This is a genomic window from Photobacterium aphoticum (assembly GCF_001029435.1).
Classification (GTDB): Bacteria; Pseudomonadota; Gammaproteobacteria; order Enterobacterales; family Vibrionaceae; genus Photobacterium; species Photobacterium aphoticum.
Map to the genome: position 1 here is coordinate 19,617 of NZ_LDOV01000044.1, position 15,974 is coordinate 35,590.

The following is a 15,974-nucleotide window of genomic DNA, read 5'->3' on the forward strand; positions in this document are numbered from 1 at the left end:
TGTTAACGCGCGCCTCGTTGCTCATCAGTCCCTAACATTGCCCTCCATTCTGCAGGCAAAGAAACATCACAAATCACCTGATCAATCGCTGGCAACTGACACACCACGGCTTTACGCACAACACCCAGCTTACTGCTGTCCACCACCAGCACGACCGACTGAGATTGTCGCAACGCTTGGCGCTTATAGGGGATTTCCGTTAAAGCGTAACATGTCACGCCTAGCCGGCCATCGACTCCTGCCGCCGAGGCAAACATGATATCTATACGCAAATCATCCAACTCATTGTTTTCAGAGATCGGATAAAAGTGATTGCATTGGGGATCAAACCCGCCGCCACATAATATCGGGCTACAGTTGGGTTTATTTTTCAAGGCTAAAAAGACATTCAGTGAAAAGCAGACACCGGTAAACGGGATGTTATCGTCAATGGCATGAATAATGTGTACCACCGTGGTGCCGTTATCAAAAAACACCGTATCGTTAGGCTTAATCAGTCCAGCAGCACACTTACCCATCTCGGCTTTTTCTCGCACGTGGCTTTCATGCTGTTCACGCAGGCAATAGGTAAAATCATCCTCATGACGTTGATTGTTAATGATATACCCACCAATCACGCTTAATCCGGCATGAGGTTCAATTAAATCACGGCGTAATGTCATCTCCGAAACGGTCAGGGCTTTCGCCGCTTCTTTCAGGTGCATTTTTTCTTTACGGTGCAATAATTCAACCAGTTGCCGTATCCGCCTCTCCTGCTTTGTTTCGTGCATTCGCTTCTTATCCAATGGTTATTTTATTTATTAATCTATTTATTAATCATTGAATTATACGCACTTATTGATGATGTGAATCTTTCTGTTCCCCAGCCTGTGACCCAACCCATAAAGCAATATAGAAAGCGACTATTCGGCTCTTTCCCATGCGCAAAATGCCTGTCCACAAACCGATTCCTTGCCGTGCATCGTCAAAAGGGGAAGGGTCAAAATCGCCTCAACCATGCCCCCTCCATCCTGACATCCCATTGATTAAAAGATAATTATTTACCAAACATTAACAATAGACATCCAAGCTGATACAGTCTTCGTTAAAGAGATGTAATGATTCTGTCGGCTAGGATGAGACAAATGACGATAAATAACCCGTTTTCACGTAAACCCTGGATACTCTCTGTCATCATATTAGTGGTGATTGCTGCCTGGCTACTCAGTGGACTCGGCACAACGCCATCCGATGAGGCTAGCCAATCCCCCTCAACCGACAACCAAAACAACCGCACTCAAACCGCCAGCACAACCGAGATCCCACTGGCCACGGTTAAAGTCAGCCAATTTCAGACCCAAGCTGTCGCCCGTACGTTGTCACTGTATGGCCGTACCGCCCCTAACCGTCAAGCCACTCTGGCCGCCGAAGTCTCTGGCACCATTGAGAAGTTACTGGTGAAAAAAGGCCATAACGTCAAAGCCGGACAAGCCCTGGTTCAACTCAGCAAAGCGGATCGCGAATTACAACTCAAACGGGCACAAGCGCTGTTAAAAGTCCGCAATCAAGAATACAAAGCCGCCCAATCTCTGCGTAAACGTGGATTGCAGGGAGAAGTAGCCCTAAGCCAGACAGAAGCCGCGCTGGTAGAAGCCAAAGCCGCCTTACGTAGCGCCCAAATCGATTTAGAAAATACCGTCATTTATGCCCCTTTCGATGGCATTTTAGAATCTTTGCACATTGAAAAAGGCGACTATGTCGGCATTGGCGATCCTGTTGCCAATATCGTGGATTTAGATCCTTTGGTGATCAGCGCAGATGTGAGCGAACGCCATGTGAATCATGTGTTCAAAGGGCAAAAAGCCGCCGTACAACTCGTTTCGGATCACCAGACAGAAGGCACCCTTCGCTACCGCGCCTCCGTCGCGTCTGCCAATACCAATACCTACCCTATCGAAGTGGAAATCAGCAACCCGGATATGCGCTTTACCGCAGGGACCAGCGCCAATCTCGAACTGCTGTTGGAAACCAAAGATGCCATCAAGATGACCCCTTCAATGCTGGCATTAGATGAGGCGGGCAATTTAGGGATCAAAACCATTGTCGATAACGACAAAGTCAAGTTTATCCCCATCGCTGTCGTCAAAGTGGAGCCGGATGGCGTCTGGTTGGGTGATACCCCCAATCCGGTAGAGGTCATTACTGTTGGGCAAGGCTTTGTCCGTGATGGTGATACCGTTATTCCTGCTCGAGAACAAGATAAAGCGGACAGTGATAATGAGGACAGCCAATAATGCATAGTCTTATCGATGCGGTATTGAGCCGCTCACGTACCATGATGACCTTGTTGGTACTCCTCCTGATTGCAGGGATGATTACCTACAAAGTGATCCCGAAAGAAGCCAATCCCGATATCACCATTCCCATTATTTATGTCTCGGTCAGTCACCAAGGGATCAGCCCCAGTGATGCAGAGCGGCTACTTGTTCGTCCTTTAGAGCGGGAATTGCAGTCCATTGAAGGCGTGAAGAAAATGACCGCGACCGCCTCAGAAGGTCATGCCTCTGTGGTGTTGGAATTTAATGCGGGCAGCGATCTGGATACCGCACTGACGGATGTTCGTGAAGCGGTGGATATCGCCAAAAACAAGCTGCCGGAAGACAGTGATGAGCCTACCGTTAATGAAATCACGCTGGCCAGTGAAGTGCCGGTACTCTCCGTCGTGCTGTATGGCACCGTGCCTGAGCGCACCACGATTCAAATCGCCCGCAAACTGCAAGATAAGTTAGAAAGCTTCCGCCAGATTCTGGAAGTCGATATTGCCGGCGATCGTGAAGATGTCGTTGAAGTGATCGTCGATCCCCTCTTGATGGAGAGCTACGGCTTAGATCAGCAAGATGTCTTTAACCTGATTTCCCGCAACAACCGCGTGGTCGCGGCGGGATTCATTGATACTGGCTATGGCCGCTTTTCCGTCAAAGTGCCTTCGGTATTTGAATCACTCAAAGACATCTTGGAATTGCCGATCAAAGTCGATGGCAACACCGTGGTGACCTTTGGGGATGTGGCCACCATTCGCCGTGCATTTCGTGATCCGAACAGTTTCGCCCGCCTCAATGGTGAAGGCGCGGTTGTGCTAGAAATCAAGAAGCGTGCCGGTGAAAACATCATTGAGACGGTCGATATTGTCAAAGCCGTCATGGCAGAAGCACAACAACGTGATGAATGGCCCGATAACTTGTTGGTGAAATACACCCTGGATGAATCGGAAGACGTGAATAACATGCTGACTGATCTGCAGAACAACATCTTGTCAGCCATCATTCTTGTTGTCGTGGTGATTCTTGCGATTTTAGGGGCCCGCACCGCGTTTCTGGTCGGCATATCGATCCCGGGATCTTTCCTCACAGGACTGTTGATCCTCGCCATCGGCGGGATCACTATCAACATGATCGTACTGTTTGCCTTGATCATGGCCGTTGGCATGCTGGTTGACGGAGCGATCGTCATCACCGAATACGCGGATCGCCGTATGCAGGAGAATGTCCGGCCGGCAGACGCCTATCGGGAAGCAGCCAAACGCATGGCATGGCCCATCACCGCATCCACCGCCACCACGCTGGCCGCGTTTGCGCCCCTGCTATTTTGGCCGGATACCACCGGAGAGTTCATGAGCTACTTGCCGATAACGCTCATTGCCACTCTATCAGCCTCATTGGTGATGGCGCTACTGTTTGTGCCGGTGCTTGGGCAAGTGTTAGGTAAACCGCAATACATCAGCCCAAAAGAGCAAGCTCGAAAGCAGGCGTTAGAACAAGGACGATTTGATCAAGCGACAGGGATCACCAAGCTGTATCTCAACAGCTTGGCCATTGCTATCCGTCACCCGTTCAAAGTGCTGGCAAGTGCCATTGTGTTTGCGATTGCGGTCGGTATCGCCTACGGCAAAGCCGGATTGGGCATGGAATTCTTCCCGGATGTGGATCCCTCACGTTTTACCGTCAATGTGCGCTCACATGGCGATCTGTCTATCTATGAAAAAGATGCCTTGATGCAGCAAGTGGAATCACGGCTGTTGGGTCACGCCAGTGTTGACAGTGTCTACACCCGTACCGGTGGCAGCGGCATGATTGGCACCCTGCAATTCAGTGTGGTGGACTGGCAAGACCGTGAACCGGTCAAGCACATCATCGAAGATATGCGCGAACACGTACAAGATTTACCGGGCATTGAAGTCGAGTTTAAAACTGAAGGGGCTGGCCCGCCCAGCGAGAATGATCTGGAAATCCAAGTGACGGGCAACAACCATGACGCCATGCAGGATGCGATCTTACAAGTGAAGCAGTGGTTATCCAGCCAAGCGGCATTCACTAACTTGTCCGACTCTGGCGACAAAGAAGGCATTGACTGGCAAATCAATATCGACCGTGATGATGCCGCACGCTTTGGCAGTGATGCCACGCTGGTGGGTAACACGGTACAGTTTGTCACCAATGGATTAAATGTGGGTGACTTCCTGCCAGACGATACCGATGACGAAGTGGATATTTTGGTTCGCTACCCGGAAGACAAGCGAGATATTGGTCGCTTCGACGAACTCCGGGTGAAAACCATTTATGGGATGGTACCGATCACTAACTTCTCAAGCATTACCCCTGCGCCCAAGCAAAATACCATCAACCGCACTGGCGGTAAGCGGGTGTTGGAAATTTATGCCGACATGGCCGAAGGCTACAACCTGAGTCTGGAATTGCCTAACGTCACTGCCGCCATTGAAGGCATGCGTTTTGCTGAAGGTACTGAAGTACAGATCAAAGGCCAGAACGAAGATCAGAACAAATCTATGGTGTTCTTACAGTATGCCTTTCTGATGGCCATTGCCGTGATGGGGTTGATTCTGATCACCCAGTTCAACAGCTTTTATCAGGCGTTTTTGATCCTCAGTGCGGTGCTGTTTTCGACCGTCGGGGTATTCCTCGGATTGTTAGTGTTCCAACGCCCGTTTGGTATCGTCATGTCCGGTATTGGGGTCATTGCACTGGCGGGGATTGTCGTGAACAACAACATTGTTTTGATTGACACCTACAACCAGTTACGCAAAACCGGTTTGGATAAAGTCACGGCGATCATGCACACCGGTGCCCAGCGTTTGCGTCCGGTAATGCTGACCACGATAACCACCATTCTCGGTTTGATGCCTATGGTGCTGGAGATGAACATTGATCTCATCAACCGAAATGTGGAGTTTGGCGCACCCAGCACGCAATGGTGGACACAATTAGCCACCGCCATTGCGGGCGGTTTGGCCTTTGCCACCCTGCTCACGCTAATATTGACCCCTTGTTTATTGATGTTGGGACGGGACAAACATTTGATGTCCGGCAAAGGAACCGCTGAGCAGGGGCATTCACAGCAAGCGCGTCATGCAGATGGATCGATCAGCGCACCGCAGTCGGCTCAAGACGCCGCCAAGCCTAAACGCCATACCGCGTCGACACATGGCGATCCCAGCGAGATTGTGCAGCAGGGGCTGAGTCGGGTGTTTTCTCCGGCAGCGGCCACCACAACAACAGCCACCCCACAGGCCGGTGAGCATGCAGATGAGTCAACAAAGTAAGCGTTGTCCCTCCCTCATGGCGTAATAAGCCTTCATCGCCACTGCATAGCACAGTAACAACATCGCGCGTTTGTCAGACATCATGACAAGCGCGCTATGCCTTTCGCCACTGACGCGCCCATCCGGGTTTAAGTTCTGGTTTAAGTTCTGGTTTAAGTTCTGGTTTGAAAGCGGGTTTGAGATCTCTTACCACTATCGCCTATGCTTAAAAAAAGATCTCATCTATCTCACCACTCAGCCCGTAACAATAGTGATGTATTGGCGAATCGACTCGCCTATTGATTTTGCTACCGTGAGGGCTAACCCATGAGTTTAAAATCTGCGTTAGAAAAATTAGAACCCGCATTTGAACCAGGAGGAAAATACCAGAAATGGCATGCGCTGTATGAAGCCATTGCCACCCTGCTTTACACCCCCGGACAAGTCACTAAAAGTCATACCCATGTCCGTGACAGTATCGATCTCAAACGGATCATGATCATGGTCTGGCTGGCTGTCTTCCCTGCGCTGTTTTGGGGCATGTATAACATTGGTAATCAAGCCATTATTGCACTCCACTCGCTCTATTCACCGGAACAATTGCCAGCCATCATTGCAGACAACTGGCGCTACGGTCTGACAGAAACGCTGGGGGGCAGTCTGGCCGCCACAGCTGGCTGGGGCAGTAAAATGTTGCTTGGCGCCATGCACTTCTTGCCCATTTATGCCGTCGTCTTCATTGTCGGGGGATTTTGGGAGGTGCTGTTTGCCATGGTACGAAAACACGAAATTAACGAGGGCTTCTTCGTCTCTTCCATCCTTTTTGCCCTGATCGTGCCGCCGACCCTGCCGCTGTGGCAAGCCGCACTGGGTATCACCTTTGGTATTGTCGTCGCCAAAGAAATCTTCGGGGGAACCGGACGTAACTTCCTCAACCCGGCATTAGCAGGTCGTGCATTTTTGTATTTTGCTTATCCTGCACAGATTTCAGGGGGCTTGGTGTGGACAGCCGCTGATGGCTATACGGGCGCGACACCACTGAGCCAATGGGCCGATAATGGTCAATCCGCATTAGTGCACAATACCACCGGAGACACCTTAACCTGGATGGATGCCTTTATCGGCAATATTCCGGGTTCAATGGGGGAAGTCTCTACCCTGTTTTTGCTGATGGGGGGCTTAATGATCATCTTCATGAAAATCGCCTCGTGGCGCATTGTCGCTGGGGTATTCTTGGGGATGGTGCTTACGGCCAGCCTGCTCAATGCCATTGGTTCAGACACCAATCCAATGTTCTCGATGCCGTTCTGGTGGCATATGGTACTGGGGGGCTTTGCGTTCGGGATGCTGTTTATGGCGACTGACCCGGTCTCTGCCGCTTTCACCAACAAAGGGAAATGGGCCTACGGGATTTTAATTGGGGTGATGACCGTCTTCATTCGGGTGGTGAATCCGGCCTATCCGGAAGGGATCATGCTGGCGATCTTGTTTGCTAACCTGTTTGCGCCGCTGTTCGACAATTTGGTCACTCGCGCCAATATCACGCGCCGACTCAAACGTCATCCGGCGAAATAACGCCTATCAAACCGCTCCGCTAAACAACACCGCCAGCATGTTTACGTGCTGGCGGCACACAGAAAAATCGAATTAGAACAGACTATCGACGAAAATCATTGGCTCTTGATAACGAACGGCATACCCTTCATCAAGCAACTCATCAATCAAATCATCCGCCATTTCAACAAACGCTTCACTCAGCACATCACAAATGGCTTCGCCCCCTTCAGTGATCGCTAAGGCGGAAAACCACAGTTTTACATTGATACCTAGTGCAGATACGTGACGGTAGACCTGTTCACTGTCTTTACGGGCAATATTGACAATCAAGGTGGATAACGCGGTCGCCAACCCCAAGCCACGATAATCAGCCTTCACATACACGCTATGCAGCGCAATCTCATAGTAAAGCTCTGAGGACTTGGCAGGAAAACGGTGATCTTCAAGATAGCGACTGAACGTCGCAACAGCAATTAACGCCCCTTGGTGGTACACCTTGAGGGCGATATCATTTTCATCGGCCATATGGCGGTGTAATGGCGGTTGTAGCACCGCGCCTTCACTGGCCGTTTGCGCTAAGGCGGAGAAAGCAACGAACTCCTCTTCAATCCATTCGTCTGTCGATGCGTGTAAAGATGCTGGCAATAGTGGCTCAATCAGCACCGTGCAGTTATCGAGCGATAAAGACGGCACTAATGCCGCAAAAGAGAGTCGGGCAATCGGCGTGAGTTGCACAGCCCGTAATGCGGGTGACGCGCAGTGTCCAGTGGGTTGGATTCCGCCTGCAGCATCAAAGGTGAACACATCCACTTGTCCGTCTGTGGCTTCGCTGTCAAACACCCAGCATGGGGTATCCTTTGCGATATAACGCTGCGCTAATGCCAGCGCCTCATGCCAGGCATCAGCCTCATGAACCGGCGTGATTTCACCGTTGTATTGGGTAAAAATATGATATCTAGACGCTTTCATCCCTATCGCCGACTAAATGGCCATACACGCAGTGTACCAAACTCCCCCCCTCTGACTGGGAGGATTTACGATAACTTGTGACCCTGCTGACACTCTGCGTACTAAGCGCGCACGGAATGGCATCAAAATGACGGGAATATCAACATCCTGCTTGTTTCTTCCAGTCATTATCCTCTCCACTTTCTGGCCGATCAGTGGCGTAGCCTGTTAAGCATCTGCCAGATGGTAACCATTGCGGCCAGATGTTTTCACCTGATACAAGGCTTTGTCTGCCTCAATTAATATTTCATCCCAGTTATCCATTAACTCACCGGCATGGGAAACAAACTTCGCCCCCATCGAAATGGTCACGTGTTGCTCACCACAACTCAAGGCAAACGGCGCCCCTGCCACCTGTTCACAAATACGTTGCAGACAGCGCTCGCTGTTCTGTTCATTACAAGCCAAAATCAGAATGAATTCTTCACCACCCCAGCGCACAATCAAATCGTGCTTTCTTACTAAGGTTTTCAGGCGATTGGCGATCCCGACCAGTACTTCATCACCAATATGATGGCCTAACCGGTCATTGATGTGTTTGAAGTGGTCGATATCTACCACCACCACCGCCAAACCTTGTGGGTAATCATCCCGCTTTAATGCGTTGCGCCACTGTGCCAGAAAACGGCGGTTGCCCAAGTTTGTCAACGGATCGGCCACCAGCTCCGTCACTAATTTTTCATTGGATTGTTCCAATACCGATTTATCGTTATTCACGGCCATATAGCGGCGATACAACAAGTAAAGCAGTAGCAAAATAAAACCGGATGTCAGGCGCAACATATTCACACCCGCTTTTTTTTCAGCCAATGTGGCCGTTGCCAGTGCATTTTCTGACTTTAATAACGCAATTTCTTTTTCGTGTACTTCTTCATCAAATCGTTCTTGTAAATAAAACAATTCATTATGACGAATAGCGAACAAATACGCTTTGCCGGTTTCTGAGTAGGCTTTATAAAAGGTCAGTGCTTGCTTGAAATCACCGGAGCGTTCATAAATATCAGCCAATAATTTATAGACTTCCAGCAACCGCACCCGCTCATTGTACGCTTTATAACTCACCATCGCGGTTCGCGCGTATTTCAATGCCTCTTTGTAGCGCCCTTGCGCTAAATACACCTTCGCAATACTTTCATCACAATTGGCACTGTTCACGGGATGCTGACTATTCTCGCCAAGAGCCACAACCAAACACTGCTGAGCAACATCTAATGCACGATCATAATCCCCCGTATCAATAAAATACGATGACAAATTCATACGTGTGATCACTTGCGCACGTACTAATGGGATGCGATCTGCCAATAATACTGCACGTTCAACGTGCTCTTTTTGTTGCTCTTGCTCACCAAATTTCGCCGCAATTTCACCCAAGTTCGTATGCAGTAACGTGGCAATAAACGGGTTGTTCATGCCGTGTTCTTCATACATCGCCAGCGCGCGTTCCGCATAGTCTTTGGCTTCCGCCCACTCTTCCATCTGGATATATACCGTCGAAATATTGGTGAGGATAAGCGTCAGTTGCGGGTAGTTATCACACTGCTGAAAGATACGGTAAGCCTGCTGATATTTATTCAAACCCCGCTTATATTGCAGCTCTTCAATATCAATATTGGCTAACCATTTCAGGCTTCGGGCTAATAAATGTTGATTATTTGAAGCAATCGCGCGCTTTTCACTCGCTTCAAGTTGTGCGTATGCCAGCGTATAATTTTTCTTGTAGTAGTAATTTAACGCGACTAAAAATGCGACTTCGTCACTGATCCAACGCTGTTTGGAATGCAAGGCTAAATCGGTTAATTGCTGTAAAATCTGTGACTGCTTATAGTCACTCTCTTTTTTAAATTGCGCAATTTTATACTGCCCTAACAGATATAATGCCGATTCTGCAGGCACAACACTGACTTTATCACTGGTATCGAACTGATCGGAAAGTTCATCGGCCAAAATCGGATTATTAATCGCTAATTGATAATAATTCAAATACGCATTGGCTGGAGAGACAAAATGCTCAGATAACGCAGGATGACAAACACTGTGTACGACCGGATCTGCCCACACCAGCGAGGCATCCGTAAACAAACCCAAAATAAGAAAACAAAAACGCGCCGAAAAAAAGCGCGTTGAAAGAGACGAAATATAACTAAACATTAGACACTTGTGTTGGTTTTTGTAGACAAAGTCCGTTGTCTTGTCATTTCCAACCGCATTTTTATCAGACTACAGAGAATAAATACAGTCTTTGTAGGAATATTCTCACATAACACTGATTGCTATGCCTGATGTTTTATATCTTTAGACTATATATTGAGCGTCGTTTTTCCTATTTCATCGTTGCTTCGCTATCGGCGAACCCGGCTTCTCGCGTTCGCGGTGACAATAAGTCGGTTAACCAGCACGCGCTTTTTCGTTTCTGCCACGGTGGTCAACTCCCGCAAAATACGGCTCATTTCCGTATCCAGATACTTAGCCGTTTTCGTTCGAATCATGGCATGAATCACTTTTTCGGCGTTTTCCGGTAACGGCTGTGCCAACGCCCATGTGTAGCTATATGACACCTCGCCACTGTCTGTCTGCTGGCGTTTCACACTTTTCTTCGGTACCTTCACATCTTGCTCTCGCCCGAGTCGTCGACAGTACTCTTCGGCGACAGGACTAGAGAAATACGGTAACTCCCCGCTTTCATACAGCTGTGGCCCCAACTCATTGGCCACCGCCATTTTCGATTCCAACACGAAACGGCTGGCATTGGTGACTCTGCCTAAAGACTTTTCCGGCACCGTGTAATACACACAGGCTTTCTTTTTGGCACGCGTTAAAGCGACATACGCAAGACGACGCTCTTCTTCGATATCCGCCCCCATCGACCCGGCGGCTTTGTTCACATACGGGAAGGCATCTTTATCCCAGAATGGCAGATGCACATAGTCATACTCACACCCTTTGGCACGGAAAATGGTGGTCAACTGCACGGTATTCTGGCTATCCGGCGTTACGGGTGACGCTTCTCCCCCCGCAGTCTGCATGGCTTGACTCTGAATAGCCTGATTCGCAGATTGATTAGCCGACTGGTACAGGTAGTATTCAAAATACTGCAAAGCTTTGGCGCAATCCTGATCCATGCTTTCCAACACGGTACTGACACTGTCGAGTCGCTCAATGGCCTCTTCAATTTCACTGGCCGTAGCTTCGGTCTTCCAAATCCACGTATCAAGGCCACTCTCATTGCGGTACTGCTTGTACACTAATGCCGCCTTGAAACTGCCTTTGCGCATTAATTGCACCAGCAATAACAGACGATCAATCAAGTTATCCAATTTCAGACTGGCATTGGCTTTTTCATAACGGCCAATGAAAGTCATCCAGGTATTCGGATCCATCCCTGCTAATTGATCACACAGCGGCTTCAGGGTTTTGTTGGGCACATAACAGTGCGGAAAGCTCATCAAACTGAACAATAGCGCCGATTTGGCCGGTACCGCTTGTTCATTGAACCGCCCAGTCGCCAAGCTCATGACTTCAATCAGCAGTTTGACTTCCCGACTGTGCGCTAACACGGACGGCACGGGCATGTGGTACGGCACTTTCTTGCTTAAAAACGCCAATTCAAACAGCAGGGTCTGTGACCATCGGCGTACCAAAATGGCAATGTCGGACGCTTTTCCGCCCGCTTCCAAATGAGTTTGAATAGATTGCGCAATTTCCCCCACCTGACGAGCAGAGCCACATTCCACGACGGCAGTATCGGTGATCCCTTCCCCCGAGGTGGTCAAAAAATCACTGAAGCGCTGTTTGTTATTGGCAATCAGATGGCTGGCAGCTAACGCCAGGCTGTGCCCAAAGCGAAAGGTTTGTGACAAGGTGTAAGTGGTTGCGGGCGCAAAGTCCTGTTCAAAATTCAGCATAAACTGTGGCGCGCTGCCCCGCCATTTATAGATACACTGATCCACATCGCCCACCGCCAGCAATTGCGTTTCTGGTCCCAGCAACTGTTTCAATAAACGGTATTGCGCTGTATTGATGTCCTGAAACTCATCGACCACGATCAGTTTACCTTGCTGATGGTAATGGGCACGAATGGCATCATTGCCTTCTAAGAGCTTGACCGATTCCACCAACCAATCATCAAAGAACAGTAACTTCTGGGCTTTACGACGGGTTTCAAACTCATCATACGCATCCAAAATAAACAGATAATCACGGCTGATATCCGCCAGTTTGAAGACTTCCATCGGCGATAACATGTAGGCTTTCACCAAGCCGATGAAACTCAGCAGCAGTTCGATGGTTTTGGGATCTTTGATCATCTGCTGACGCTGGTAAGTTTTTTCCAACCCCGACAAATCACGCAAGATACCCTTCACCAGCGCCTTGTCGCTTTCGCCGCTCTGGTAATCGACCCGATACCCGGTTTCCCGCAAAAAGCCAGTTTGGTTAAGAAACTTCAAACAAAAACTGTGAAAGGTATGTACTGGCACAGGGGCCTGAATGCCGCTGGATTGCAGTTTGGCTTGAAAGTCGAGACGAATATCGCGGTTAAACATCAACACCAGCATTCCTTGGGCAGGAATGGTGGCCAATTTTTGTACTATCAGGCCGACAAGCGTGGTGGTTTTCCCCGTTCCCGCACCAGCAATGCATAACGCATTTCCCTGTTGATGCTGAATGAATGCCAATTGTTCCGAGGTAAAACGCGTCATAGGAAACCTGATAGTCAAAATGGAACTGCTGATTTTGCCACACTTGCCCGCTCAGCGATGACTAAATTCTCAGCACTTAACCCCCAACTGCGGATAACCTCCGTCTTTCTGGCCGGATTTCCCTTTCTATCCGCCAACCTATCTTCAACCTAACTGTCTGTGCAAAGGAAATAGCCATCCCAATAGCAATGGAAAATAAAATTGCGCAAACGTTTGCTTTTCTAGCTGAAAGCCATTTAGAGTTCTGTTATTATCGCCGCATCAACGGTCCTCGTACCGTATTAAGGCAGCGTTTTCGCCTTAACTGGATGACCTTCGTTTAACTTTTGAAATAGGAATTCGCCATGAGCCTTACTGATCAAGTTCTCGCTGTAAATGATGACCTGCCCATTCGTACAGACAAACCCGTTCACAGTGGGAAAGTACGCTCCGTATACTGGTTAACCGAAGCAGACAGCCGTCGTCTGATCGCAGAAAAAGGCTACAACGTCCAGCCGGATGCCCCGCTGGCCATCATGGTGATCAGTGACCGTATCTCAGCCTTTGACTGTATCTGGCGTGCTGAAGGTGGCCTGAAAGGTGTACCGGGTAAAGGCGCGGCGTTGAACGCGATTTCTAATCACTGGTTCCAACTGTTCCGTGACAATGGCCTGGCTGACAGCCACATTCTGGATATTCCTCATCCTTTCGTGTGGATTGTACAAAAAGCCAAACCTGTGATGGTTGAGGCCATTTGCCGTCAATACATTACCGGTTCTATGTGGCGTGCTTACAGCAACGGTGAGCGCGACTTCTGTGGTATCGCTCTGCCAGAAGGCCTGAAAAAAGATCAGAAACTCCCTGATCTACTGATGACGCCATCGACCAAAGGCATTTTGAAAGGGATCCCTGGCGTGCCGGAAGTAGACGATGTAAACGTGACCCGCAGCGATCTGGAAAACAACTTTGCGGCCTTTAACTTCCGCAGCCCAGAAGACATCGCGCACTATGAAACCCTGCTGCGTGAAGGCTTCAATGTGATCAGCCAAGCGCTGGGCGAATTGGATCAAATCTTTGTGGATACCAAGTTTGAGTTTGGTTATGTGACCGATGCAAACGGCAAAGAAAAGCTGATCTACATGGATGAAGTGGGTACACCGGATTCTTCCCGTATTTGGGATGGCGCCGCTTACCGTGATGGCGAAATCATCGAGAACTCGAAAGAAGGTTTCCGCCAGATGCTACTGAACCACTTCCCGGATCCCGATATTCTGTTGAACAAAGATCGCATGGAAGAGCGTTTTGCTTTGGCGCGCGATAACGAACTGCCTGTCGAAGCGCTGATGGATGTGTCTCGCGTGTACACCGGTATTGCGGAGAAAGTGACGGGGCAGCCGATTGTATTGAGCGACAACCCGAAAGCGGAAATCATTCAGATTTTGCGTGACGGATACGATTTAATCGTCGATTAACGCCGCGCGCTAAAACATATAAAAAACCCTGATAATCCCCACCTGTTGGCGCGATTATCAGGGTTATTTTTTTACCGCATCGTTATGATTGACGATCGGGGCAAAGCAGGCTGTACACTTTACGTCCTGCGGCATAACCGATACAGGCAATCGCCAAGAAGATCACCAACGCCAGCACGTAAGCTAACCATGTGGGTACGCCTAATCCCCACGCAAACGCGAACGCAATACCATTCAACGCCTCAACCGGCCACAAGTACACCACCGATGGCACACTCATCCCGATTGCCGCAATAAAGCCCAATAACGTCACGAACGCGGCGATCAAACCCGCGATATGTTTCTTATTCATTGTTATCCGTTTTCAATAAGGAACGAAAAAAATCGGCCGATTCTATCGTTCAACGGATAATTGCACCATCAATATGTCATGATCTACTGAAGTTATTGATCATACCGACTGGCTTTATCAATATTCAGTGGAAACATAACATTAGCTGCCTTCGAGTAATTGCACTTCCTGACCGTCGACCAGTCCACTGGCGCCGCGCACCACCACTTCACTGCCAATGGCAATATCGCCTTTCACCGCCACTTTGCCATCACTGCTGTACAGCACATCAACAGGTACGGATTTCACCGTGGCTGGCACGGCGTCACCCTCATCATGAGTTTGATTGGAAGATTGATTAGCCGCTTGCTTGGATGCTCGCTCTGATGCTTTGGCTATCACAAACAAGGCACTGCCGTGCTTACCGGTGACGATGGCATCACGGGGCACCAATACCCCACCGCTGGCAAAGCGGGTTGGGATCGCTACCCGCACCGGCTGTCCAATGGTCATGGCTGCCGTCGTGGCATCCTGCTGCGGTAATAAGCGCAATTCAATCAATCGGGAGCGGGAATCGGCACTGGCGCTGCGGGTAGCCAATGTCGCCTTGAACGGCTCCCCTTCCACCGTTACCTTCAGCGATGCCGTTTCAGGTAACAGCGAGGTGACAGAGATAGGTGCCTGCAAGCGAATTTCCTGCTGCGCCGTATTGACCAAATGCAGCACACTTTCACCCTGATGTATGTACTCGCCCTGTGTTTTGAACACTCGGTTAACCGTACCATCAAAAGGCGCGACTAACCGGGTACGGGCCAGCTGCTCTTCAACCACACTGACCCGTAAACGGGCGTTCTCCAGTTCAATACGGCGAATCGCCAAATCGTGACGCGCCTGCGCTTGCTCTGTTTTGGAAATATTGCGTTTTTTAGCCAATTTCTCCAATCTGGCGAGTTCGATTTCCAAATGCGCCACATACGCGCGTGCTTTGCGAACCTCAACATTTTCAATTTTGAGTTGCAAGGCTAAAGAATCCGCATTCACTTCTGCCAGCACATCGCCCTTTTTGACCTGCTGACCGAATGTCACCACCGACATCAAGCGGCCCGTGGCCTCCATGCTCAATTCCGCCTCTTGCTGGCTCTGTACCGTACCGCTATACCAACTGACCGGTGCAGACTGTTCCGCTTCTACCACCGCAAGTGCCACCGTTTTAGCAGCCCATAGCGGTAACGCGGTGAACATTAACAGACTGCCCAATGCCGCATGGCGTGAAAAAAACGCGAGTTGCTGTGTTGGTTTGCCTGCTTCCATGGCGTTTCTCTTCCTTTCTCTTCGTTTTACTTTTTTATATG

The 15,974-nt window shown here is 49.5% G+C and carries 9 protein-coding genes and 1 pseudogene; 4 read left to right on the top strand and 6 right to left on the bottom strand.

Annotation, left to right across the window (positions count from 1 at the left end; genetic code table 11):
• Nucleotides 1-2 precede the first annotated feature (2 nt).
• A complete protein-coding gene (deoR, locus tag ABT58_RS21100; RefSeq protein WP_047876423.1) occupies nt 3-770 on the bottom strand; it encodes a DNA-binding transcriptional repressor DeoR in 768 nt (255 codons plus the stop codon).
• A gap of 345 nt (nt 771-1,115) precedes the next feature.
• Here deoR and ABT58_RS21105 point away from each other — a divergent pair, with 345 nt between their 5' ends.
• The 3 genes and pseudogenes from ABT58_RS21105 (at nt 1,116) to ABT58_RS21115 (ending at nt 7,150) form a co-directional block, all read left to right on the top strand.
• Nucleotides 1,116-2,273, top strand: coding sequence for an efflux RND transporter periplasmic adaptor subunit (locus tag ABT58_RS21105; protein WP_047876424.1), 1,158 nt, complete (start codon nt 1,116-1,118; stop codon nt 2,271-2,273).
• Nucleotides 2,273-5,347, top strand: a pseudogene (locus tag ABT58_RS21110) (efflux RND transporter permease subunit); the annotation flags it as partial. The gene ABT58_RS21105 and the pseudogene ABT58_RS21110, both read left to right, overlap by 1 nt.
• Before the next feature lie 555 nt (nt 5,348-5,902).
• Nucleotides 5,903-7,150: an NADH:ubiquinone reductase (Na(+)-transporting) subunit B gene (locus ABT58_RS21115; protein WP_047876425.1), complete on the top strand. Its 1,248-nt coding sequence runs from the start codon at nt 5,903-5,905 to the stop codon at nt 7,148-7,150.
• A gap of 72 nt (nt 7,151-7,222) precedes the next feature.
• Here the strand turns inward: ABT58_RS21115 and ABT58_RS21120 are convergent, their stop codons facing one another.
• From ABT58_RS21120 to ABT58_RS21130, 3 genes are all read right to left on the bottom strand, one after another.
• Nucleotides 7,223-8,101 carry a GNAT family N-acetyltransferase gene (locus ABT58_RS21120; protein ID WP_047876426.1) on the bottom strand — a complete coding sequence of 293 codons (879 nt, stop codon included), beginning with the start codon at nt 8,099-8,101 and terminating at the stop codon, nt 7,223-7,225.
• 207 nt (nt 8,102-8,308) lie between these two features.
• Complete coding sequence (locus ABT58_RS21125; protein ID WP_053063161.1) at nt 8,309-10,291, bottom strand: diguanylate cyclase domain-containing protein; 1,983 nt, start codon at nt 10,289-10,291, stop codon at nt 8,309-8,311.
• Between the two features lie 191 nt (nt 10,292-10,482).
• Complete coding sequence (locus ABT58_RS21130; protein ID WP_047876427.1) at nt 10,483-12,840, bottom strand: ATP-dependent helicase; 2,358 nt, start codon at nt 12,838-12,840, stop codon at nt 10,483-10,485.
• Nucleotides 12,841-13,184: 344 nt separating this feature from the next.
• Between ABT58_RS21130 and ABT58_RS21135 the strand changes: the two genes are divergently transcribed.
• Complete coding sequence (locus ABT58_RS21135) at nt 13,185-14,291, top strand: phosphoribosylaminoimidazolesuccinocarboxamide synthase (RefSeq protein WP_047876428.1); 1,107 nt, start codon at nt 13,185-13,187, stop codon at nt 14,289-14,291.
• 82 nt (nt 14,292-14,373) lie between these two features.
• On the opposite strand, the gene ABT58_RS21140 is transcribed toward ABT58_RS21135, so the two are convergent.
• Nucleotides 14,374-14,643: a hypothetical protein gene (locus tag ABT58_RS21140; RefSeq protein ID WP_047876429.1), complete on the bottom strand. Its 270-nt coding sequence runs from the start codon at nt 14,641-14,643 to the stop codon at nt 14,374-14,376.
• A gap of 141 nt (nt 14,644-14,784) precedes the next feature.
• Nucleotides 14,785-15,933 (bottom strand): efflux RND transporter periplasmic adaptor subunit, encoded by a 1,149-nt coding sequence (locus ABT58_RS21145; RefSeq protein ID WP_047876430.1) that lies wholly within the window; start codon nt 15,931-15,933, stop codon nt 14,785-14,787.
• Nucleotides 15,934-15,974: the final 41 nt, after the last annotated feature.